Annotated in this window: 18 protein-coding genes and 1 tRNA gene; 11 read left to right on the top strand and 8 right to left on the bottom strand. The window is 53.6% G+C overall.

Annotated features, from left to right (window positions below; translation table 11 throughout):
• Window positions 1–662: 662 nt before the first annotated feature.
• The 7 genes from ACR0AZ_RS21450 to ACR0AZ_RS21420 all read left to right on the top strand — a co-directional run bounded on the left by ACR0AZ_RS21450 (window position 663) and on the right by ACR0AZ_RS21420 (window position 3928).
• A tRNA-OTHER gene (locus ACR0AZ_RS21450) sits at window positions 663–756 on the top strand.
• A gap of 19 nt (window positions 757–775) precedes the next feature.
• A complete protein-coding gene (locus tag ACR0AZ_RS21445; RefSeq protein ID WP_170334775.1) occupies window positions 776–1282 on the top strand; it encodes a hypothetical protein in 507 nt (168 codons plus the stop codon).
• Window positions 1282–1461 carry a hypothetical protein gene (locus ACR0AZ_RS21440; RefSeq protein WP_170334774.1) on the top strand — a complete coding sequence of 60 codons (180 nt, stop codon included), beginning with the start codon at window positions 1282–1284 and terminating at the stop codon, window positions 1459–1461. Before ACR0AZ_RS21445 ends, ACR0AZ_RS21440 begins: the two co-directional genes overlap by 1 nt.
• Before the next feature lie 3 nt (window positions 1462–1464).
• On the top strand, window positions 1465–2409 hold the full coding sequence (locus tag ACR0AZ_RS21435) for a hypothetical protein (RefSeq protein WP_480668223.1): 945 nt from the start codon (window positions 1465–1467) through the stop codon (window positions 2407–2409).
• Between the two features lie 106 nt (window positions 2410–2515).
• Window positions 2516–2680, top strand: coding sequence for a hypothetical protein (locus ACR0AZ_RS21430; RefSeq protein WP_170334772.1), 165 nt, complete (start codon window positions 2516–2518; stop codon window positions 2678–2680).
• Between the two features lie 144 nt (window positions 2681–2824).
• Window positions 2825–3136 carry a hypothetical protein gene (locus ACR0AZ_RS21425; RefSeq protein ID WP_170334771.1) on the top strand — a complete coding sequence of 104 codons (312 nt, stop codon included), beginning with the start codon at window positions 2825–2827 and terminating at the stop codon, window positions 3134–3136.
• Window positions 3137–3331: 195 nt separating this feature from the next.
• On the top strand, window positions 3332–3928 hold the full coding sequence (locus ACR0AZ_RS21420; protein ID WP_480668222.1) for a hypothetical protein: 597 nt from the start codon (window positions 3332–3334) through the stop codon (window positions 3926–3928).
• A gap of 315 nt (window positions 3929–4243) precedes the next feature.
• On the opposite strand, the gene ACR0AZ_RS21415 is transcribed toward ACR0AZ_RS21420, so the two are convergent.
• Window positions 4244–5251 (bottom strand): AraC family transcriptional regulator, encoded by a 1008-nt coding sequence (locus tag ACR0AZ_RS21415; RefSeq protein ID WP_170380004.1) that lies wholly within the window; start codon window positions 5249–5251, stop codon window positions 4244–4246.
• A 111-nt stretch (window positions 5252–5362) separates the two neighbouring features.
• On the opposite strand from ACR0AZ_RS21415, the gene ACR0AZ_RS21410 reads away from it, so the two are divergent.
• Both ACR0AZ_RS21410 and ACR0AZ_RS21405 read left to right on the top strand, forming a co-directional pair.
• Entirely contained in the window at window positions 5363–6874 is a 1512-nt protein-coding gene (locus ACR0AZ_RS21410; protein ID WP_217360881.1) for a DUF1214 domain-containing protein, read from the top strand.
• Window positions 6875–6908: 34 nt separating this feature from the next.
• Window positions 6909–8402 carry a DUF1254 domain-containing protein gene (locus ACR0AZ_RS21405; protein WP_170380003.1) on the top strand — a complete coding sequence of 498 codons (1494 nt, stop codon included), beginning with the start codon at window positions 6909–6911 and terminating at the stop codon, window positions 8400–8402.
• Window positions 8403–8540: 138 nt separating this feature from the next.
• Here ACR0AZ_RS21405 and ACR0AZ_RS21400 read toward each other — a convergent pair whose 3' ends face one another.
• The 3 genes from ACR0AZ_RS21400 to ACR0AZ_RS21390 are packed head-to-tail and all read right to left on the bottom strand — an operon-like array spanning window position 8541 to window position 10504.
• Window positions 8541–8843, bottom strand: coding sequence for a hypothetical protein (locus tag ACR0AZ_RS21400; protein WP_214648679.1), 303 nt, complete (start codon window positions 8841–8843; stop codon window positions 8541–8543).
• A 60-nt stretch (window positions 8844–8903) separates the two neighbouring features.
• The gene (locus tag ACR0AZ_RS21395) at window positions 8904–9674 is read right to left on the bottom strand and encodes a nuclear transport factor 2 family protein (RefSeq protein WP_170380001.1); all 771 of its coding nucleotides are present in this window, start codon (window positions 9672–9674) and stop codon (window positions 8904–8906) included.
• 35 nt (window positions 9675–9709) lie between these two features.
• The gene (locus tag ACR0AZ_RS21390) at window positions 9710–10504 is read right to left on the bottom strand and encodes a VOC family protein (protein ID WP_170380000.1); all 795 of its coding nucleotides are present in this window, start codon (window positions 10502–10504) and stop codon (window positions 9710–9712) included.
• A 104-nt stretch (window positions 10505–10608) separates the two neighbouring features.
• Between ACR0AZ_RS21390 and ACR0AZ_RS21385 the strand changes: the two genes are divergently transcribed.
• On the top strand, window positions 10609–11490 hold the full coding sequence (locus tag ACR0AZ_RS21385; protein ID WP_170379999.1) for a LysR family transcriptional regulator: 882 nt from the start codon (window positions 10609–10611) through the stop codon (window positions 11488–11490).
• 248 nt (window positions 11491–11738) lie between these two features.
• Here ACR0AZ_RS21385 and ACR0AZ_RS21380 read toward each other — a convergent pair whose 3' ends face one another.
• Both ACR0AZ_RS21380 and ACR0AZ_RS21375 read right to left on the bottom strand, forming a co-directional pair.
• Window positions 11739–13496 carry an adenylate/guanylate cyclase domain-containing protein gene (locus ACR0AZ_RS21380; RefSeq protein WP_480668221.1) on the bottom strand — a complete coding sequence of 586 codons (1758 nt, stop codon included), beginning with the start codon at window positions 13494–13496 and terminating at the stop codon, window positions 11739–11741.
• Between the two features lie 424 nt (window positions 13497–13920).
• A complete protein-coding gene (locus ACR0AZ_RS21375; protein WP_480668220.1) occupies window positions 13921–15291 on the bottom strand; it encodes a hypothetical protein in 1371 nt (456 codons plus the stop codon).
• Between the two features lie 194 nt (window positions 15292–15485).
• On the opposite strand from ACR0AZ_RS21375, the gene ACR0AZ_RS21370 reads away from it, so the two are divergent.
• Window positions 15486–16382 carry an HNH endonuclease gene (locus ACR0AZ_RS21370; protein ID WP_480668219.1) on the top strand — a complete coding sequence of 299 codons (897 nt, stop codon included), beginning with the start codon at window positions 15486–15488 and terminating at the stop codon, window positions 16380–16382.
• 274 nt (window positions 16383–16656) lie between these two features.
• On the opposite strand, the gene ACR0AZ_RS21365 is transcribed toward ACR0AZ_RS21370, so the two are convergent.
• Window positions 16657–18375, bottom strand: coding sequence for an ATP-dependent nuclease (locus ACR0AZ_RS21365; RefSeq protein WP_480668218.1), 1719 nt, complete (start codon window positions 18373–18375; stop codon window positions 16657–16659).
• 247 nt (window positions 18376–18622) lie between these two features.
• A complete protein-coding gene (locus tag ACR0AZ_RS21360; protein ID WP_480668217.1) occupies window positions 18623–21895 on the bottom strand; it encodes an AAA family ATPase in 3273 nt (1090 codons plus the stop codon).
• Window positions 21896–21995 lie beyond the last annotated feature (100 nt).

The raw sequence follows: 21995 nt of genomic DNA, 5'->3' as shown, positions 1-21995 counted from the left end.
CATAAGTTTGCGTGGTTCAAAGTACACGCTCAATTGGCAGTGGTTTCTGAACAAGCCCTACAACTTTTTGGTATTTTCCTTCAATCACAGCTACGCTTTGATTGGCAAATTTCAACTCACGTTTGCAGAATGCAGCTCACTTGCACGCTTGCGATAGATCCCAAAATAAAATTCCGGCGGTGGGGGCTCGATATGCATTCCGCTGATACGTCACGTCATAGAACATATCGGTCGAAACAGAACGCTAGACTTAGAAGCGCTAAAAGAGCGGATGCGCACCATAGACTGGTCGCAGCTTGATGGAGTCCAATGTTGGGACTGCGACTATCAATCCGATGCGGACATGCTGCGGTGTTTGAACTATCTCCAGAAACTCGATCACTGAGGTGAGTTTTGATCTTTGGCGAAGCTTCAGAGTTCGAGTCCGGAACGCAGAGCATCGAATCGTTTTACGCTCTGAGAGCGACCCCAGATAAGTTGCCTAATTCAATTTAGCACACGCTAAGCTAGAAGGTTCCCAGAACTACGCGGTGAATTTCGAAGTGCAGCATGCTCCGTCTTGACATGGTTATACGAACTGGTTCAGCTTGCGGTCATGACGTTCACACGCATCCACTGCCATCGAATATCGGCCTGAGGTCGATAACCCACGCGAAATCCGCGGGAGGCAGCATTGGTATGCGGGCGAGGCTTATATCCTTGTAATTGCTCCAGATTAGAGTGCACGAGTCGGTTCGATTCCGACGCCTCCTACCATCCTCAGGAGGCGTCAGACATGGCGAACGACGTCACGAACACAATTGATTTCAACGACATCAAGCAGTCGGTCGAGAAGAACCTCGGCCGCACACCCGAAGGGTGGTCCGGCTTGGTCACGACGCTCTTCACAGAGATCAAAGAACACTGCGATCTAAAGGATGCCACCTACCCCTTCATCCTCCAGATCAAGGAAAAGCTGGGAGAGCTCCGCATCTACCACAGGTGTGATGATCGATGCATCCAGTCGATGATTGCTGCGACGATTGCACGAGCAAATCGTACCTGTGAGCGATGCTCAAACGCTGCCGAGACCCAGCTGTTGGACGGCTGGTACACTACACTGTGTTGTTGGTGCGCGCATGAAGTCGCAAGCAAGCGCCACCCTGAAAGGAAGAGGCTTTTTGGCGTTCGACAGAAGCCCATTCGAGATCGAATGACCTGCGGTGTCTGCGGATATTACGGCCAGATTGACCGAACGGATGACCGTAATCGGTGCCCCGCGTGCGTGAAGAAGGACTGGTGATGACCGCCGAACAACAGGTGATCTTCAATAGAATTATGGAAGGCAACGATGATGAGGACTACGCCCGGAAGCTCATGAATACTGGCTCGCTGGCCACAGGTCATGTCCCGCCGATTGCCCTTTGCCAAGTCTCGAGAGGGGGCTTCCATCTCAACAAGACCAAGTTCTGGAGAATGTGACTGATGGATGATATCGAAAAGAGCTGGAAGGAATTCCGGGAAAAGGTCCGAGGTGTGATCGAGGACCATGGAGCGCCAGATGATCTCCGCTCATTTGACGCCTGGTACGCCGAAGAAATGCGTTTGGTGATGGCGCACAACTACCCAGCTCCGCACGTCTCTGACGTCACATGGTCGACCGAGGGTCTGCATGTCGAGTGTGATGAACGCGAAGTGGTCGACCGTATGATGACTGCTATGGCGGAGGTTTCACACGATCTCAAAGAGGCGCGGGCCTGGAGGTCAGTGATGAGCAGTGTTGTCGACTGGAATGATATTCATGGAAGCGTCTTCAAGCAGCTTGGTGAGTATCGTGCCGGGTGGGCGGAGCAGCTTACGCTTGCACTTGAGAAAGTGAAAAGGTTGATCGACGAGCAGCCCGACCTGTTTGGTGGTGAATACCCGCCCATCGTTCAGATCAAACAGAAATGGGGAGGCTTGCGCGTCTATGAGGGCCAGGGCTGCAACCAGGCTACGAGTGAAGAGATTCAATGGCGTGTCGATCAGATTGAGCAAACCTGTGAAGGTTGTTCTAATTCTGCACAACGCCAGAGCATCCTTGGGTTTGTGACGACGCTTTGCAGTTGGTGCTACAATGATGCTCTGCGGCGGCGATTTGAGGGCGCCGAAGAATCCTGGCCCGACAGCCTGAGGCTGGACATTGTGGAAAACTATCCAGACCTCGTTTCTCCGGATTGCGCATCTCTTGTTCCTGCTGTCGGAAAGGGCTGGCTCGTCATGATTTCGCAAGCACTCCAAAAGCTTTCCTTCAGTCAGGACTTCAGGGCACTGGACCCTGGAACTATTCAGATTTCGGACATTAAGAAAGGCCAGGATGGCAAGATTTGCATCGGTTTCAGTCGATACCACGATCTCATTCAGGAGTACGCTGTCTGGATGGAATTTTGATGCGGTGTGACGTGTGAAGAGTGTGGCCACGTTGGTGACATCGTTCGGACAGCCGACGGGTCTCAAGTACTCTGTTCTCACTGTTACTGTACTCGGGAGAAGTCTGATGGGTGATGACGACGACGTTGAGCTGGATGAACAAACCTTGCGTTTGCTTAGACTTCGGGAGGCTGAAATTGCGGCCGGTCGAGCAAAACTAACCAAGCCGATTACCTCGGATGAGATCCGGTCGCGAAAGGTGCCTGATCCGAAGGGTAAGCCAGATGAGTGACATGACTACAGAAGAGGAAATCCCAATTTTCGTAATCTGCGAGACTTCGGTGAACGGCCAACTTCGAGAGATTGAAGGAAAACAGATCACCGTAAAACCAAACAAGATCTTAGTTTTATCGATCAGTGTCGAGGATGTTGAGCGATGATAGATGATTTTTCAGAAGAAGATATCTTCGGGCGCCCGTTACAGGATGTTCCTCTAAATGACTTGATCGCAGAGTTGCAAGCTCGTCGCAAAGAGGGTCCGGACGTCTGGCTTGCATTGCGCAAAATGATTTTCGAGCAAATCGCCGATTTTGCACAGCGTCCGGCCGACGCGCCCAAATGGCGGGATGAATGGGTCAAAGAGAACACCTGGGGTCTAGTGACTGACGACGATGATGTCGAGATCACTGATGGTAGCGGCAACGTGTTCGACGACCTCGGGATCGAAGACCCAAGGAAGAAGACTTAGTGATGCGGGCGGAGCCTATCAGCTTGATCTTATCCGCCGTGATCATTGTCGCGTTGACGATCTACGTCAGACACATCGTCCACACTGCTGGAAAAGATCGCGAAGTCGATCCAGAGCGAGTTCAAAGGATAATGCGAGATCTAGACTACAGCCACCTGGACCGAGTGATGAACCGGCGAAGGAAGAGGTAGTGGGATGTTGAAGGTGGTTGTCTATGTTGGTGATCAAGAGGTCGCCCGAGCTGTGGCTGAGAACGATTCAGAACTCGCGGACGTGTCTGATTACAATATCCGGATGAACGAACGGGCCGCTGAACAGCTGGGCATTCAAGAAAAAGGTCTGGGCGGCCAGATTGAAGGCCACCCTCGAAGTCAGACGGTCTGGGCGCTCGTCCGCAAGATCGCAGACCTTTGGCTTGCAGGGACTGGTGCTGGTGAAGAAAGCGCTCAGGCAAAGCTGCTGTCGTTGATCCGTGAGTCCATTCGCGAACTAGATGAGAGGGTCGAGAAGGAATCGAACCAAAGCGAAGATTGGAATGCTGTGATCAAGCAGATTTCTGATGACGAGCCGTATTCCCTGGGCTTCTACGCTGACAAATTTGAGTCGTGGACAGCGGACGAGATTGAAGCTCTTCGATGTGATGTGGTTGAGACAGCCACAGAGGAAGAACTAATGGCCGAGGTCGAACGCCGGCGAAGAGCTGGTCTACTGCCCAAGGAGGCCTCGAATGATGGCTTCTCAGATATGGTTGATGATCTCTGGGGCAAACTCGATACAGACCCAGACCGCTAGTACAGCGTACCTGCCGCTCTTAACCAATATTTGACATAAGAAGTCTATGGCGACTGTCGTCGTAGTAGTGCGTGCTTCTTCTAAGCTCCTCTCCTGCTAGGAACCAAAGCGCCCCAGATAAGCATTTCGCCAGCACTGCTCTGCGGAACTATGTACCACCAGTCTCTACTATGAGTATGGTTGACCGCAACCAGCCCAAAGCGGACCTTCACTATGAGCTTTGCACCCTCTGAGATGCGGACTTTATTGCCATTGGATCAAAGTCGGCTATGCGGACAAAGCAGACATTGGAAGATTGCTCTCGCGACCCACAAGTCAACTATTGTCGGAGTTCATCTTGCGATAGTCAGAGGGCGTCAGTCCCGTCACCTTCCTAAATGCGCGGCTGAAATTATTTGCGGTTTCATATCCTAGCATGGAGGAGATACTGGAGACTGTCTCGCGCGTATCTGTGAGGAGTTCCTCGGCCCTTGCTACCCTGACATCGTTGACGATTTCGCGAAAACGAACCCCTTCGGTTGCTAACTTCCGTTGTAGTGTGCGAACGCCAAGATCGAGCGAACGCGCGGTGGCATCAATCGACATTTCCTCCCGATGAAGTTGTTGCCAAACCACTTCCTCGACTTGTCCTCTAAGTGTTTGAGGTGGGCCGCCCAATCGTTCGCGAGAAATATCTCCGACGGTTGTCGAGCCGCCGGTAAGTTTTTTGGGCGTGGTTTCGGCTCGCAAAGCCGATGCATCAAAATCAACCCCAAGCCGGGAGGCGTTCCAGATTACAGGACAAGCGTAGGTGTCTTCTGCCTCGACAAATCCAGGAACCTTCGGGAAGTCCAAGAGCACGGCAGATGGCTTCCAGTCGCTTCCTAAATACGCGCGGAATATGCTCAAAAAAACCCCAACGGCCGAGAAGCCGATGTCCGGATACGCGAAATGCGAGCGAAGTCCAAAACGATAACAGTAGCGCGCGCTTGTGCCCGAAGTTTCAAGCCACGCGCGATCCGTAGACGAATGAAATGGCATGACGGCAGAAGCTCGTATTAGCGCTGCCCCCAGCGTTGGAGCAGAAAGAACGTAACTCCCCCAGGCGCCGTAGTCAGCGACAGTGAGATACGGTGACCACAACAATCCGATGTTTTGTTGTCCCGTGGATCGTGCGGCTTCGTGCACAAAGGTCGCCAAGGCATGCTCCGAGATGTAACCGCCTCTTTCCTCAATGAAGTGAACAGGAAGAACGGCAGAGTCAAAAGCACGCAACAAGCGTCTTTCCCCAGCGGCCTCAAGCACAAACTGGGGCATCGCGCCCAAGGCCTTAGCCGAAATCATCGGTGGTAGGTTCAATCCGTCAACCCGCTTGTTCGCCCGCGTGTCGTGAAATGATACGCATCGGCTGAACGGATGTGCAAGCTTTCCCTAAACAGCAGGGAGCATTGCAATATGAAAATACTTCGGCCATTACACGGCGGTTTTTCGATGCATTTTTTGGGAATGGTGCTCGGCGCAGGTATTTCTGCTTCACCAGTTTTCTCCCAGTCCTTCAACGACACGGGCGACATCCTTGCACGATCAGCCGAGGTCGAGGACATCGAGTACAAGATTATGGTGCAGCGTGCCACCCAGACGGCCATCTGGGGAATGCCTGCCGCCGGTATGATCGATTTCCTCAAGGGCATTCGCCGCGACCTCGGTGGCGACTACAATGACATCATTTATCTCAACAAGCCGTTCGACTCCAAACATGGGTTTCTTACGGCCAACGATGTTACGGCCTATGCTTGGGCTTCAATGACCTCCGAACCCGGTCCCCTTGTCATTGAAGTGCCCGCTGCCACCGACAAGGTGAACTACTTCGGTACAATCGTGAATGCTTGGGATGTTCCTATTGTGGACGTAGGTCCCGATGGTTTCGATGAAGGTGCCGGCGGCAAGTACCTCATGCTACCCCCAGGCTACGAAGGGGAAATGTCGCTGGAGGAAATAACTGAAGCGGGATACCTTCCCTTTGAAACAGATACCTACGAATATGGTTTTTCGTTCCGGCCAAAACTGACGAATGGCGGAACGGACACCGATGCGGCCGAGTACGCTCAGACGATCAAAGTGTACTACCTGTCTGAGGCTGACAATCCACCACCCAACAACTATCTCGAAGCGTCAGAAGTGCCGTACGACTCGCTTCCATACTACAACGAGACCTTCTTTCAGGACTTGAATGATTACGTTCAAAACAACCCCGTCAGACAACAAGACAAGGTCATGGTAAATTTCCTGAAGGATCTCGGGATCGAAAAGGGAAAACCTTTCGAACCATCGGAAATTCAGTTGAAAGCAATGAATGAGGGTTTGTTGTTGGCGTATGCCTCTATGCAGAACTACTTTGTTACGCCCGGCAAAGCCATGATACCGCTCTGGGTCGACGATAGCGGCGAGATGAAAAGCCAGTGGCTGATATGGGACTTTGCCGAAGGTCAACCCGAGGCAGGCTTCCCGTATGAGACTGAGACAGAGGTACTTGTGGATGCGCGTGCGGGCGGCAGCTACTTCTGGATCACGTACCTGCCGAAACAACTCGGTGGCGGCACCTTTTATCTGACGGGCCTTCGCGACAGCGACGGCGACATGTACGACCACAATCAGACTTACAGACTTAACGTGCCAGCAGACACACCTGCCGACGATTTCTGGTCCGTGATTGTTTATTCGATGGAGACCAAGAGCTTCATCCGGAACGTTGATCCAGTGGGTCTGTCCGAGCGCGACACAGACTCTATGCAAGCCGATGAAGACGGTTCTTACGACATCTTTTTTGGACCGGAGGCACCGGAAGGCAAGGAAAGCAACTGGATACCAACCACAGAGCCGTACTTCCTTTTGTTCCGTCTATATGGGCCGCAAGACGGATGGTTGGAAAGTGGCTGGATGCTGGGCGATCTAGAAAAAGTAAACTGATCAAAACAAACAAAAATTCCCAATGGAGTGAACAATGAAAACAAAGTCGTTAGCCGTGCTGACCGCCCTGGTACTCGCATCGCAATCTCCAGCCCAAGAGTACAAGGCTGAAGTTCCGGATAGCATAATCGTACCGGATCAGGTGGAGACACGATTTGGAACGTTGGAATATTTTGACGGATTGCCGACGCCGGATACAGCTAAGCTGTCGTATAACGCATTAAATTTCATGCGTGGCATGCAGGTATTCATGGATGGAATGCCTGCAGCCTCAACATATGCAATGTGTCACGGGCTCGAAGAGGGCGCTGGCGTTGATCCGATGAAGATCGGGATCTTTGAAGACCTGTATAACGCCCGTTCGCTTCTTCTCACGCCGAACACCACGACAATCTACATTCTTAACTGTACGGACCTGTCCGAAGGGCCAGTGGTTTACGACGTGCCGCCGGGCATGCTGGGGTTCGTGAACGATGCCTATATGCGTTATGTCACTGACATCGGGAACGCTGGGCCTGACGCTGGCGAGGGTGGGAAGTTCTTGATCGTTCCGCCCGACTATGAAGGTGAGTTGCCGGACGACGGTTACTATATTGTGAAGCCGCCAAGCTATCGGAACTGGTTTCTGTTGCGTGCGTTTTATGGGGAAGACGGCGTTGGAGCCGCAGTGGATCGTGTGAAGGAAACTCTTCGTGTTTACCGGTGGGAAGACCGCGACGCGCCGCCCGATCAGGAATTTGTGAACCTGACTGATCTTCAGTTCAACACGATACACGCCAATGACTTTTCCTTCTTTGAAGAGATGAAGGCCGTTGTAGACAACGAAGCGGAAGGAGCACTTCCCGATGAATTGATGGGAGCAATGTTCTCGCTGGGTATCCGAAAAGGTGAACCATTTGAACCCGATGACGAACTGAGGCTGCTGCTCACAGAGGCAGTCGCATTGGGCACGGCGGCGGCTAAGTCGTTGAATTTTGCTCCTCGCTCGCGTGCGCCATTCTACTATGACGAAGGGTATTGGAAGACGGCGTTCGTCGGTGGCAATCATGAGTTCCAGGCGGGGGACGTGAAAATCCTCGATGCGCGGACCCTGTTCCACTACTACGCGACTGGCATTACGCCTGCCATGGTTGCACAAAAGGTTGGTGTCGGGTCGCAATATGCGCTGGCAAACCGGGACAGTGACGGGAACTACTTCGATGGGAGCAACACCTATTCCGTCACCATCCCGCCAAATCCGCCCGCGCAGGATTACTGGTCTTTCGTCGTTTACGACACCCAAACCCGTTCACTGCTCGAAACTGATCAGAAACTCGCAGGGGTCGACAGCAACCAAGCTACATTGGAAGCGAATGAAGACGGAAGTTACACTGTCTGGTTCGCGCCTGAAGCGCCTGAAGGCAAAGAGGGCAACTGGATACAGACGATGCCGGGCAAATCTTGGTCGACCGTACTGCGATTGTATGGCCCTCTCGAGCCTTGGTTCGACGGATCGTGGCGCCCGGGCGAGATCGAACTTATGGAGTGATAGACTGTCAATTTAGCGCCCTAACAGTTCGCTATCGAGAACGAGATGTCGTGCCATGTGAGTGCGCATCCCGAACAACGTGACAACAACCAGGGGAGGGCGGCAACTACCTCGTAGTGCCGCCCTTCTGTTTGTCTGCTATCGCGCTAAATTGTAGCGTGTCATCGACATTGTGGTTGCATCGATCATGCTCATGAATCGTTCAGCAGCGGGTGCTGATGCAAAGCTATCCATGGACGCTTGGGCGTCTTCGGCACTTTCCCAGTTAACTACCACTGCCCATTTGCCATCTGTGAATGCAGCTTGGCGCGAGACAAAGCCTGGTTGTTTGCTGACATGCTCATCTTCGATGACTTTATCAACAGGTTCGAACTCTTGCGGTGTAACGCCTTCAGCAAGGTCCATCGTCACAATTTCAATGACGCCGACGTCTTGTGCCATTGCGTTACCTCCTACGAGCATTATCAGGGTGATCAAGAACGCTTTCATGATGGCACCCGATCAAAACTTTCCATTGTCGTGGGCCATCTCGGACGGGATGTCCGCGATTACGTCCCAATGCTCAACGATCTTGCCGTCTTCGACGCGGAACAGGTCATAGAAGGCAGTCGGCTTGTCGGCAAACGTGCCCTCGGAGGCGGTGAAGACAAAGTTGCCCTCGGCCACAACAATGTGGACGTCCGTGTAGATCATCTGGATGCCTTGCTCGGCCATGCCTGCAAGAGCCGCACCCAAACCGTCCAGACCGTCAGCAATGTTGCTGTTGTGCTGTATGTAGGTCTCCGTCGACAGAAATTCGGTTATCCGGTCAACGTCGCCATCCTTCAGGATGGTGTGCACAAAGTCTGTGACCAGCGCCTTGTTCTCAGCGGTCTTATCCAGATCGGTTATCTCAGTTGGACCATCGGTCTGAGTATGACCCGACGGGTTCGGCGGTGTGATTGGTGTCAGGTTGTCCCAGTGTTCTGCAACCTTTCCGTCCTCGACGCGGAAGACATCAAAGCCAACCAAGGTGTCTGCACCAAACGCCTGGGCGTTGTTGTAGGTGGTATGCAGGACGACGATATCGCCCTCCGTGATGACCCGGTGGATGTCCACCTCGATCCCGCTTTCCTTAAGACCGGGGATAAACCCCAGGATTGGAGCGGCACCTGTGGGTACAGCAGGGTTGTGCTGAATGTAGTCATTTGCCAGCAGTTGTTCGGCTGCGGTTGCGTCGAAGTTGACGAAAATGGCGGCTACAGCCTCCAATACGAGCTCTTTAGGTGTCATTGTTGTTGTCCTCTCTTGGTTTGATTTGACGATATTCACGCGGCGCAGGCTTGCGCCGAGTTGATCGTGAATTCAGTGCCCCACGGGTCGACCTTGCGGCCGGGCGTGAGAGTTTTGGGGTCTGCCAACAGCTCAACACTTGTGAGACCAGTGGCCCCAGCAGAGCGCGAGCCTGCTCCCTTGGATTGCCAAGCGTTTGTAGCTAGGTGGTGATGGTAGCCACCGGACCCGAACCAGCGGGCTGAGGGCAGCTCAAAGGTCTGAACCATACTCAGTTCGTCAGTAACGAATTTCGCTGCTTTGCTGACATCACCGACACGTAAATGAACGTGTCCGATGACTGTGCCTTGTGGTGCGCCTTGCCACTGTGTGGCATCTTCTGTGAGTGATTTCAGATCGAGCGGGTGCGTTGTCATGTGGACGGTATCGCCCTCGCGTTTCCACATTTTGCGAGGCAGGTCACGATAGATTTCGATGCCGTTTCCTTCGGGATCGTTCAGATAAAGCGCCTCGCTGACACCGTGGTGGGATGCCCCGTCCAGGCGAACACCGCGCTCATCCGCGTAGATCAGCCATGCGCCGAGGTCTTGTTTGGAAGGCAACAGAAATGCCGTGTGAAACAGCCCCGCCTCTTTAGGAAAGGGTTTGGCGTTTCGGTCCTGGCGCAGCTCGATCAGCGTTCCAGCCTCGGTGCCGAGGTAGGCGCTTTCACCGTCGCGTTCGATCAGGCCGAGGCCAATCACGTCTTCATAGAAGGTGGCGGTCTTATCCAGATCGCGCACCGTCAGGGCGACCTGACCTATTGAGATGGGGGCGTCTGACGCTGCCATGTTCTTTTCTCCTGCGATTAAGCTTGAGAGGAACTTAGCGATGGTCTTTTCTCCATAAAATGGCGATAAGAGCGAGTGTGTATCGCGCAAATGGAGACAATTCTATGGACCGGATCGACGGGATGCAGAGCTTCGTGGCTGTTGTGGAATCCGGTTCTTTTGCCGCCGCCGGACAACGGCTTGGCATTTCAAACAAGCTGGTCAGCAAGCGTGTCGCACAGCTCGAAAACATGGTTGGGCTGAATCTTCTCCATCGCACCACCAGGTCTATGTCGCTGACCCACGAGGGGGAGCGATATCTGGAAGGAGCGCGACGAGTGCTGGCTGAGATGGAGCAGTTGGAGACTGAGTTTGACGCTTCAGAGGGCTTGAAGGGCATCGTTCGTGTGGCCGCGCCCCTTACCTATGGCGACACGGCGGTGGCTAAAGCAGCAAGCCGCTTCGTAGAGCAACACCCGAACGTCACGGTCGAATTGGACTTGTCGGATCATTATGCCGATCTGGCCAAGGGCGGTTTCGATATCGCAATACGGATCGGCGCGCTCAGTGACTCCAGTTTGGTCGTTCGCAAGCTTGGTGAAACGCATATGAAAGTCGTCGCGACCCCTTCCTACCTTGAAGAACATGGCGCACCTTCACATCCTGCGGAACTCTCGGACCACATTTGCATTCGAGATGCGAACAACCCGGATCCAAACCGCTGGCCCTTCCAGATCGAAGGGCAAACCGTGCAGGTGCCTGTCTCTGGCCCATTTCTCGCAAACAGTCCTCCCGCCTGCCTCGTTCCGACGCGCGCAGGGAGCGGCATCTTCATATGCCCAGATGTGTTTTTGGGGGACGACCTTGAAACCGGACGTCTTGTGCAACTCTTTCCGGAGTTCCATTCCCGCACTTTGCCGATCCAAAGCGTGCAGTTGCCTTCGGCCTTTCGAAAGCCGCGTGTTAAGTCCTTTGTCGAGTTTATGCGTGAAGAGATTCGAGCGTAGGAAGTCCAAAGCAGTCACTCGCGCTATGCGCAGCATTTGGTAGGTATGGGCTCACTGCAGACCTCGGTGCAGAAGCAGCACAAGTCCCTACCCTGTTCTATACAACCTATCCAACGGCCCTGAGCGGTCGCTCGATTGAGTACCTGAATGCTGCAGTCGCAGCCCGCATTGCCGACATTCGCTGCAGCAGCAAAATCTGGTCTGGTTCGAACTCACAGATCGCGGACAAAGCAGCCAACAAGGGCAATTTAGCTTGGTATTCCAGCTTGAAGAAACGCGCGTTCCAAACGCTTCCGATCGTCTTCATTCTCTACCAATTGCAAGAAGTTCCATCCGGTAAGCCTGAAATCCGGGAAATCAGATCTTAATCGCGTCACCGTTTCTTCGCTCGCTGTCAAATCACCTACTAAATAGTAAGACGCCGCCGCCCAGCATAATGCCGGAGGTCCCACTGGCCCGCCTCGTTGAACGTTCCTTTCGTACGCGGCCAACGAGTCTTTGTAGTTGCCCGCCATGAAGTTCGCATGGCTAATGACATTAAGATAAGGCCCGCTTACGAAATTTGGGCTTATTCTGAATGCTGCCTCGGCGGCTGCGATGGACTCTGAGGATTTGCCGCGCATGCCGTTGATCACTGCCACAAAAATATGCGCGTCCGGATCATTGGGCAGGAGATCCAAACCTTTATTCGCGGCTTCGATCGCCTCATCAAACCGTCTTTGCGCCAGCAGAGCCACACCGAGAATAGTATGGGACCATCCAAAATTGGGATCTAACGCAATCGCTTTGTAGGCCAGAGCTTCGGCACGGGCCCCAAGCATTTCGGGGTCCGTGTGCCCCCACAACGCGCCGAAACTGACTATCCAAGATAGCCCTGCGTAGCCTCCGGCAAATTCAGGTGCTTGCTCAACCACCTGTTCGAAGAGCTCCTTTGCAGCCAAGATGCGGGGTGGAATTGGCGGGAAGGGCGTCGCTTTGGCGCGAACAAAAAGTTCATATGCTTCCAAATTGTGCGTGTGTACATCGTGTAGACGTTTCTCTTCAGACTTGGTCAATCGTATTGAGAGCTTTGAAACGACTTCCTCACAGACTTGATCCTGAAGCTCAAAAACCGCGTCAAGAGATCCATCGTATCGCTCGGCCCAGAGATGCCCTCCTGTCTTTGCATCTATCAACTGAACATTTATGCGCACACGTTCGCCCAGTTTCCGCACGCTTCCTTCAATGATGTTTGCAACTCCTAGTGTGCGCCCGACACTTGGAATATCCAATGCCTGCCCCTTGTAGACAAAGGTCGAGTTTCTGGCGACCACAAACAAACCAGATAACTTGGACAGATCTGTAATCAGGTCCTCGGTTAAACCATCAGCAAAATAGTCTTGTTCGGGGTCGGCCGACATATTGTCGAACGGCAGAACGGCAATCGATGGAAGATCAGGCACGCTCAGGTCTGCGGCAAAGTCTTTTTCGCTAGGCACCGGCCCTGCGCCCCAATGCCAAATCCGGACAGGCCGTGGGATGTTTTTGACATTGTGTTCGCCACCGTCAATCCATTCTACATCAATTTTACCCACGATCTGCCTGTAGGCTTCATCAGATACGCTGATCCCACCGGGACTGGCGAGCGGCTCTATTCTCGCTGCAATGTTAACACCGTCTCCAAAGATGTCGCCGTCCTCAATGACAACATCGCCAATATGCACGCCAACTCGCATGCTAATGCTTTTGGTTAAGGCATCATTGGCATTTTGAGCCTTCAGTTTCTCTTGCAATTCCACGGCAGCTTCGACGCTCCCAACGGCAGAAGAAAAGTCGATCAGAAAACCATCACCCATTGTCTTAACGATATGACCGCCGCGTTTTGCGACGATGGGTTCAATCAGATCCTTCTTCAATGCCCGCATTTTATTGAGAGTGCCGATTTCGTCATCGGCCATCATCGCAGAATAGCCCACAACATCGGCTGCAACGATAGATGCCAGTTTGCGATTGGTCGAATTGGTCATGGCTGGGACGCTAAAGTCGGAGGATAGAAAAAGCGAACAGATATTTGCACGATGAACTTTCCAAGTGAGATGATGATGTAGTCCATCCAGGCAAGTCTTTGTTCAGAAGGTGATAAGATCCTTACCTACATCACTTTTGCGCTCAAAACAGTCTATTGCCGTGGGACATGGAACGACCGTCGGGAAAACGACTGCTTTGAACTCACTGCCGCCATAGAGGCGAACGCAGCATCTGCTCGATAGGTCCGACTGGTTCAGATGGAGAGTGGCCCAAACCGGACACTGAGCGCGTTTGCCAATGCCGCAATGCGGCTTCGTCGAAGCGGACGTTGGTTTGGGTGGCTGCTATCGGGAAGTTGCCAACCGAAACCTGTCCCTGAAAGCCACAAAAAGAAACTTCGACACCAGGGCTGTAGGTCTGCGATTACTCAAGTTTCCGCAACAATGCATCTCTCGCCAGTGCAGCGCCAGATGTCCACGCTTTCTCAACTTCTCTTAGAAGCTGGGTTTTTCGGCCGTCGGAGGGACCGTGAATGATGGCGGACCGAACGTCATACAAATGCTTGACCTTGGCCTTGATGAGCTCCTTTTCTTCCTCACTCTCGCCCAGCAGTTCTGCCGTTCCATTCTGAAGAAACTTGCTAATGGGTTCATTTCTTGGCGGCTTGAATATCCGCTCAAAGACAATGGCCAAATCTAGAATTCGATCATGTGCTCCAAAACGTCCGTCGCGACCATGGGCTTCGGCCATGCGATACATAGTAGATGCGAGATCGGCATAGGCGGTTGTCGCTCTTCCAGAGAACAGGTCTTTAGCTCTTTCGAGTTGGCTAAAGTCGGCGTCGGTGAACTCTCTGAACGGATCGAACAGGTGGCTTATGGATCGACCTTTGTGAGGTGACTTTGGCCCGTGATGCCGACCAAGTAATTCGGACGCGGTTCGTGAAATGCAGCCTTCTAGGGTCATGATCCGGGACGTTCGTGTCCCAAGCGTCACCGCAAGCAGATTTGAAAACTCCTCTGTCCAACGATGAAACAAGGGCGGAGGTGCTTTGTAGGGGCTATTGGCCATCGAATGTCTGTTGCGGACGCTTGGTTTCCAAGAGAACCTGTGGACAATGGCATAAATGCCCTCTATGCGCCGCCGTTCAACGTGCTCCGGAGCCACTTCCTGAAGCCATTTGCGATCAATGTATTCCTCAATGAGAGAGAGCGGAACAAGCGCGTAACCCTCACCAAGGTCGATCTCTTGCGGGATGCGAAGTCCGTAGAACAATGCGGCATCCATACCGATGTTTAGGCCGTCTTCATCGGCTGGATTGGTTTGAGATGTAGACGACAAAAGCAACGCGTTAAGTTTTGAAGCAGTTTGGAGAAAGCCTTCTTTTGATGTCGCCGGATTCAGCGCCATCTGGCCCACAATGAGAGCGCTGAGGCTGGTGAGCGAAGTTCCATTCAAGACGCCAACCTGAACGTCATTAACGTTTATCCGCTTTCCTAGGGCACGGGCCAAAACCGGGTGATCTCGCAAGACTCCACGGACCGGATCGAGTGCAGCCTTCAATGGTGCGAAATACTCATTGGTTCCAAAGCGAAATGAATGCGTCGCGTCCTCGTAGATCATAAAATGATCGCCGGCCGGAAAGGGAGTTTCATCGCGTCCGTTGTAGGTCACCGTTGTGGGGAAACCGTGAGATTCCCAATACCGCTTAAGGAATGGCTTTTGTGCCTTGGCGAGCGCAACAAGACTGTCCGCCAACCTTTCTTCCCAGAATCTTTCTTCTATTTTTGCCATAGCTATTCAACAGACTCAAAATCCGGGGCCGAACCTAAGACGTCCTCCAGTTGAGGCACAACGCAAAAGTTTGATCGACGAGTCTCGTGACCGGGGGCTATTGAAACCAGTGGCTTGCGAAGACGGATCTAGTGGGCGATAAAACTACACTGGACAGATTGGATTCATCTGCGTTCCGGGCCATCCTATGCCACATGGCGTTTGGTATTTTCATTCATCGGACTGATTCAATTTACGATGATGTCCCCTCAGAACGATATCAGTTTCCGCGGCAATATCTGACGCGCGTTCAGCAGTGCGTGGGCGATTGGATCGTTTATCTCGAACCAAGCAAGGTCAAGGATACCAAGGGTTACTTTGCCGTGGCCAAGGTTCAGGAAGTCATACCGGACCCACAACATGACGACATGCATATCGCCGTCATTGAGCCAGGCACATATCTCGATTTTGGCGATCCAGTGCCGTTTCGCGAAGCAGATGAAATTGTTGAGCGGGGCCTCTTAAACGACCGAGGAAAAATCTCCGGGCGCGCCCAGGCTGCGGTGCGGCCTCTCTCATCCGAAGATTTCGCGCGGATAGTTGAGCGCGGTCTTGGACAAGATTACGACGTCTTGCCGAGAGTGGACCTGGCCACTCCAAACAGATTTCAGGAAGCGCAAATGCCGTTCCAGCATCTGTCGGACCGCGAACGCATCAAGCAACTGACCAGCCGCGCCGTAAGGGACCGCAACTTCAGAAAGAATGTTCTGCGTGCATACGGAGAGCGATGCGCAATTACCGGGCTACGTCTGATCAACGGCGGAGGGCGCGCTGAGGTGGAGGCCGCTCATATCAGGCCGGTCGAGCAGGATGGTCCAGATATTGTGAGCAATGGACTGGCATTGTCAGGGACAGCGCATTGGATGTTCGACCGCGGGCTGGTAGGTCTTGCTGACGATCTGACCATTCTTGTCTCTCGCCAAAGCAACGACACGGAAGCCGTGAAGGCGATGATAAACTCCTCGGGCAAGCTCTTGGCGCCGGGGCGACCGGCCAATCGCCCAAGGGCTGAGTTCCTTACTTGGCATCGCGAGAACTGCTTTAAGTCGTAGCGGCCAAGAGCCGACCTTGAGCAAAGCAGTCTAATACTGCCTCTGCAGCCCGAATTGCCGACCTTCGCCAAAGGTAGCTCAGTTCTGGTACTTCCCCCAGCATGCAATACGTCACCTTCTTGGCGGCTTTTAGATCTTCATCACTAACGTGGGCAACTGCTACGTTATTTTAGTTCTTGGCGCCTGCTGCATTGCGTCCTCCCCGGATTCCTTCGCGACCGTTGCATCTTTCGTCTGTGTGCCATCTTTCCTGGCGTCGCTAAAGTCCAGATTTTCATATGTACGCCTGAATGGCTTCTAGATAATCGTAAACTTCATAATGGGTTGCGCCATCGCGCTCATACTTGGACCGCTCTTTGATCTCATCCACAGTCATGTTCCTCATGACGTATGAGGTCAGGATGTGCTTGGTGTAGCGCTTGGATGCCCGCAGCCGTTCACCGTTGAGGTCAACAGGTTTGAACGTGAGCCCCTTGTTGTCGATAGCGTCCCGCATAGCTGTGGCAAATGCCGTAGGTAGGTCACCAAAGTCTGGATCAAAGCCGTTCGGCAACTCTATCAATCCATCGGACAACCGCGCGATTGTGTCCGGGTGCACAAAGTTCTCCACTTCGCGCTTACTGGTCATGAATGCCGTTCGATCCTTCCAAGCGTTGATCTCATTCAAACGCCGCTGCTTGTCTTCATGAGCTGGCAGCGCTTCTGCTGACCGATCCGAGTCAAAGATTACGACCTGTGGAAGATCAAGGTTGGACAGGTAGTCCCGCTCAACCCAGTCCTTGAGCGTCTCGCCGCCACCAAGCGCCCAGAAGATTTTGTCGTGGTCCAGAGGCGGCAGCTCGCCAGATTCAGACAAGACCAATGACAGCGAAACTAGGGCGTCGATGTCGGTCTTACCTTCCACCAACACCGCAACCTTCACAGTCTGGCCAAGTATCGGGTCGGGCAGCACACCCAACGCCTCTGCCACTTCGGCATATACTTCTGGGTCGCCAGAACGGATACGAACGTTTCCGTCATCTCCCCGGTCAATGTACCGCAGGCAGTCCACCGGCATCAGTTCCGCCAAAGCAGGCATGTGCGTCGTGACAAGGACTTGGTCGCCCGCTTCAGCAACTTCCATAAGAGCGGTAACGATACGACGCTGGTTGTCCGGATGCTGCGATGTCTCAGGTTCTTCGATGGCGTAGATTACCGGCACTTCCCCGTCGAAGGCACCTTCACCTGCTTCCTTTCGCTTCTTTTCCGCTTCGGCCTGAAAGAAACTCATGAGTATCAATCGCCGGACGCCTGAACCGCGCTTGTTCAAAGGGACGCCGTCATCGCTCTCAAGATCAACCTTGAACATGTTGGCCCAAGACGGTGACCGGAACTGTGGCGTCAGTGAGTTCGCTAGGTCGGGATATGCCGCCTGAAGCTGTTCGAGAGTCCGCTTCGCAGTGTCTTCGGCCCGAACCCTCACCTTCTCAACAACATCCGCGAGATCATCCTGAATATCGGCCAGCGCCTTTTGCACGGCGGCCTTCATCGGGTTCTGTACTTCCGGGTCTTGGTCGCTCGACGCCCGATCAGAGCGGAACAATGCATATAGCGGAAGTCTAGCTTGGATCGCGCCCCACACGGCTTTGCCGTTGTCATCGTTGAGAGGGACGTTTTGAAGTTCCAGTAACAGACTGCCACCGACGCTCTGGTAGACAGCTTGCCGCATAGACGGGTTTTCGTTGAGGTTGCAGTCGTCTTGAAGACCCATCTCCTTCACGAGCGCCTTTAAGGCTGTGTTGTTCTTCTGAAGTAGACCTTGGACCTTCTCTTCTGTTGGGTGGACCGCTCGAGCGAAGACTTTCGCAGCACCTGGGCGTTGCACGGCGAGGTTAAAGATCTTGTGTATCTCGAGATGGCGCAGACGAGCAGTTTCGTAGGTTTCGGTCTTTAAGGCGACACCTCTTTTTTCGAGCCAGGCCGGACCCGGCTTTATGCTTGGAGCAACAGGCACTTGAACGTTTTCTTCCTGTTCTCGAGCTTTTGCCTTACGTCCAACGGACGAAAATTTTAGAGCACGTTCCGCAACCCCCCTGCCCTTCTCCGTCCTTTGGCGCAATAAACGCCATCTGCATTCAGAAAACGCAACGTGTAGTTTTAAATGCGGCCGACGTCTGCGAAATATCTCGTGTGCGAACTAGCGATTACCTGCGGGCGACGAAAGTGAACCTGTTGTCTTCCTTCAGCGCGGTCAGGTCAAATTAGTCTGCGCCAAGCATATGCAAAATCTCTGTAGCCGCGAGACAATCAGGCGTTTCAAAACCGGATGTGAATTTGCCTTGAACGTCAGACAAAAGGTTCAAGGCTTCTGCTTGCGCACCACGCGCAGCCAATAGTTTTGCTAAAGGAATGGCTGCTCGACGTTCCCAACTGAGTGCCGACTGATTTTTTGCAACCACAATTGCTTCACGATAAAGACGCTCAGCTTTGTCAGTATCGCTCAGAACGAGTGCAAGCTCCGCTTGTGCGCATCTTGTGTCGGCTTCATCCCACCGTTGACCGGTTTTATCCATCATGGGATCAATTTCGTTCAGGGCGCTTTCTGCCTTTGCGAACGCACTAAGGCCGATGTACGCACGCGCCTCTGCACGCAGGACACAGCCGATGAACACCCATGTGTTCGCTTTTAACAGAGCAGATTTGCAGTCAGCGACGTCAGCCAGAGCCGCATCGTATTCGCCCGTTTCCGCGTAAATGGCCGCGCGCGGCATAAGGCCTATTCTGCGCCAGATATCAATCTTTGCCAGATCGCTGACGGCAAGTGTTTTATGGGACCAGTCAAGTGCATCCGGATCGCGGTTCAAATACTTCAGGTAAGTGAGATGCCCGAACAAATAGGCTTTACTCAAGGCCGGATGATCAGGCAGGTTCGCGGTCTCGGCCGCTGCTTCTGCATGTTCGTAGGCACTTGCAATGTTACCGAGAAACCACTGCGTCAAAGCCATATAAGCACTCGCAGCTGCTTTGGCGTCTGTTCCGAACCGGCTGGCCTGATCTGCATCGCGCACAGGATCATATTGGCTGAGAGCTTTGTTGTAGTAAGGTAGGCTTTCGCGAAACCTGCCCATCATTGTTTGAGAAGTCGCGACCATACGATGCGCAATGCTTTTGAAGTTATGGGGATCTTCCTCAGGCAAGTCCCTGAGCACCGATAGTCCTAATGCTTCGGCCTCTGGCAGACTGGCACTCACATAGCGACCAACCCACTCTCCGTATCGTATAACGGGCCATTCCGGCGTATCTTCCAGACCGACCAACAATCTACTTGCCCGTTCAAACGCTTCAACCGTCGACTTTGCAGAGTAGCCGTCTGCACCGATCAAAGCCACGCCCCGCTTTGTCGCCACGGACAACATCTCGCGTGGACTTTCGCTCTTCTGCTCGAGCAGACGCATCGCAGCCGCGTAGTGGGCTGTGCCCTCACGGTAAGCCGGACGGCGCACTGCCAGATCACCCGCCTTGTGGTAATACTCGATCGCTGTATTGGCCATGCCAGCGGCCTCGGCATGGCGTGCGACGATTTCGGGCGGGGCCGCGCTTGCAAGTGCTGCGACCAGCCGTTCGTGAACTTTGCGCCGCCGGGACAGAAGCAGGCTTTCGTAAGCCGCGTCGCGGACCAGCGCGTGTTTAAAGACATATCGCTCGTTTTCGCCAACGCCGCGTCGGAACACCAATTCAGCAGAGGCGAGCCCCGCCAGACCCTGCCTGAGTTCAGCTTCGTCGCGTTTTGTGGCTGTCATCAGCAGTTCAAGATCAAACTCACGACCGATACATGCCGCGGATTGCGCGATTTCTTTTATTTCGGGGGTGCGATCCAACCGGGCCATCAGTGAATCGTGTAGCGATGCTGGGATTGCTGCCTTTCCACCTTCAACCACCGCTTTGGTCAGTTCTTCTACGAACAGCGGAACGCCGTCCGTGCGCTGAATAATCGCCTCGACGGTTTCGGGCGGCAGTTCTGCGCCGCCCAGTCGTTCGACGATCGCGTCGACGCCGGCCCTGCCAAGCCGGTTGAGCGCCAGCCGCGTCACATGCGGATGGGCTGCAAGGTCCGGCTGGCTATCTGGCCTCGATGTCAAAACCATCAACACCGGGGCGTCTGCCACTGCATCGATCGTTAACTCGAGCAACTCTAACGTCGTTGGATCAATCCAATGTGCATCTTCCAAAAAAAACGCAACGGGCTTATCCGTGGCAAGTCGCTGTACCTGTCTTGACAATACCTCCAGCGTTTTTGACCGCAGCGGTCCAAGCGCGAGACCATGTGCGCCATACCGGTCGCTGCCATCAAGCCCCATAAGCTCCGCAACAATTGGCATATCGGCACGGTCAAACAATGCCTCTAGCTTGGTCAAACGATTGTCATCGGTATCGTCGCGCGACAACCTTGCCGCGCGCCGCAATTGTTGCGTGACCGGCCAAAAGGCACTGTCCCTATGAAATGGGGAGCACTGATAGAGAAGTCGGGTATGCGGCTCTTCGGCGATCTTGTCCTCCAGTGCGCGCATGATGCGCGACTTTCCGATCCCCGCCTCGCCAACGAGAAGCACGGCTTGACCTTCACCGCTGCGTGCAGTTTTCCAGCGCTCCAATAGGAGGGCCAACTCCTGATCTCTGCCCACGATCGGAGGTGCCATACCGTCCGCACGTAGCTCAAAGCGGCTTTCGCGGGAGCGCTCACCCAAAACCTTATATGCAGATACAGGCTCCTCGATTCCCTTGATATCCAGAGGGCCTGTTGGCTCCGTTTGGAAGGATGCGGAAACAAGCTTGTGCGTGGCCTCTGCGACGAAAATTTCTCCTGCACCAGCCGCGGCTTCCAGCCGTGCAGCCAGATTGGGCGCATCACCAACCACCGTCTGTTCAAGAGCAGTTCCGTGGCCAACCAGTTCGCCAACAACCACGAGACCTGTGGCGATACCCACGCGACAAGCGAGGCTTTGCCCACCCGCTTCCAAATACGCTACAGCCTGGACCACGGCAAGCGCTGCGCGCACGGCACGTTCTGCTTCATCTTCATGCGCCTGCGGCCAACCAAAATACGCAATAACGCCGTCACCCATAAATTTGGCCACGTGCCCGTTCATTCGAGTAATCTCGCCAGCGACAGCGTTCTGGTACGACTTTATGGATACGGCCATTTCTTCCGCATCCAATCTGGCAGAAAGAGCTGTCGATCCGACGAGGTCGGTAAACATTATTGTCAGTTGGCGCCTTTCACCTTCAGCGGATGAGTTGGGCGCAACTTGCGCTTTCGAATTTGTCTCAGCTTCTTCAGTTGTGCTGGCTGGATTGACTTCGAGCCGCTGAATCGCAGCCCAGATTTTACGACGCGGCCCGAGCGGCAAGCCTAACTCAACTAGGTCCTCTTCTCGCAGGTCCGACAGTGTTTGGAAATCAATCTCCGCCTTCTGAAAGTCTGGAGCGTATTTCTCAAGCCCAAGATCAGCTAGCCAGCTTGGAACTGTTGTCATTCATAACCTCCACGAAACAGGAGTATCGAGTTTACGCGGATTGACAAAGCGCATTATCCATCTTTGAGCATTTCAATAAACGACCTACTTTTTATGGAAA

The organism is Ruegeria sp. BE3 (genome assembly GCF_056538865.1).
The sequence above is the reverse complement of the archived record's forward strand: the minus strand, read 5'-3'. Positions and strand labels throughout refer to the sequence as shown.

What these genes read in the sequence shown, in the direction of transcription:
- ACR0AZ_RS21445 (WP_170334775.1), top strand. Translation starts at nt 776, where the DNA reads ATGGCGAACGACGTCACGAACACAATTGATTTCAACGACATCAAGCAG.
- ACR0AZ_RS21440 (WP_170334774.1), top strand. Translation starts at nt 1,282, where the DNA reads ATGACCGCCGAACAACAGGTGATCTTCAATAGAATTATGGAAGGCAAC.
- ACR0AZ_RS21435 (WP_480668223.1), top strand. Translation starts at nt 1,465, where the DNA reads ATGGATGATATCGAAAAGAGCTGGAAGGAATTCCGGGAAAAGGTCCGA.
- ACR0AZ_RS21430 (WP_170334772.1), top strand. Translation starts at nt 2,516, where the DNA reads ATGGGTGATGACGACGACGTTGAGCTGGATGAACAAACCTTGCGTTTG.
- ACR0AZ_RS21425 (WP_170334771.1), top strand. Translation starts at nt 2,825, where the DNA reads ATGATAGATGATTTTTCAGAAGAAGATATCTTCGGGCGCCCGTTACAG.
- ACR0AZ_RS21420 (WP_480668222.1), top strand. Translation starts at nt 3,332, where the DNA reads ATGTTGAAGGTGGTTGTCTATGTTGGTGATCAAGAGGTCGCCCGAGCT.
- ACR0AZ_RS21415 (WP_170380004.1), bottom strand. Translation starts at nt 5,251, where the DNA reads ATGATTTCGGCTAAGGCCTTGGGCGCGATGCCCCAGTTTGTGCTTGAG.
- ACR0AZ_RS21410 (WP_217360881.1), top strand. Translation starts at nt 5,363, where the DNA reads ATGAAAATACTTCGGCCATTACACGGCGGTTTTTCGATGCATTTTTTG.
- ACR0AZ_RS21405 (WP_170380003.1), top strand. Translation starts at nt 6,909, where the DNA reads ATGAAAACAAAGTCGTTAGCCGTGCTGACCGCCCTGGTACTCGCATCG.
- ACR0AZ_RS21400 (WP_214648679.1), bottom strand. Translation starts at nt 8,843, where the DNA reads ATGGCACAAGACGTCGGCGTCATTGAAATTGTGACGATGGACCTTGCT.
- ACR0AZ_RS21395 (WP_170380001.1), bottom strand. Translation starts at nt 9,674, where the DNA reads ATGACACCTAAAGAGCTCGTATTGGAGGCTGTAGCCGCCATTTTCGTC.
- ACR0AZ_RS21390 (WP_170380000.1), bottom strand. Translation starts at nt 10,504, where the DNA reads ATGGCAGCGTCAGACGCCCCCATCTCAATAGGTCAGGTCGCCCTGACG.
- ACR0AZ_RS21385 (WP_170379999.1), top strand. Translation starts at nt 10,609, where the DNA reads ATGGACCGGATCGACGGGATGCAGAGCTTCGTGGCTGTTGTGGAATCC.
- ACR0AZ_RS21380 (WP_480668221.1), bottom strand. Translation starts at nt 13,496, where the DNA reads ATGACCAATTCGACCAATCGCAAACTGGCATCTATCGTTGCAGCCGAT.
- ACR0AZ_RS21375 (WP_480668220.1), bottom strand. Translation starts at nt 15,291, where the DNA reads ATGGCAAAAATAGAAGAAAGATTCTGGGAAGAAAGGTTGGCGGACAGT.
- ACR0AZ_RS21370 (WP_480668219.1), top strand. Translation starts at nt 15,486, where the DNA reads ATGGCGTTTGGTATTTTCATTCATCGGACTGATTCAATTTACGATGAT.
- ACR0AZ_RS21360 (WP_480668217.1), bottom strand. Translation starts at nt 21,895, where the DNA reads ATGACAACAGTTCCAAGCTGGCTAGCTGATCTTGGGCTTGAGAAATAC.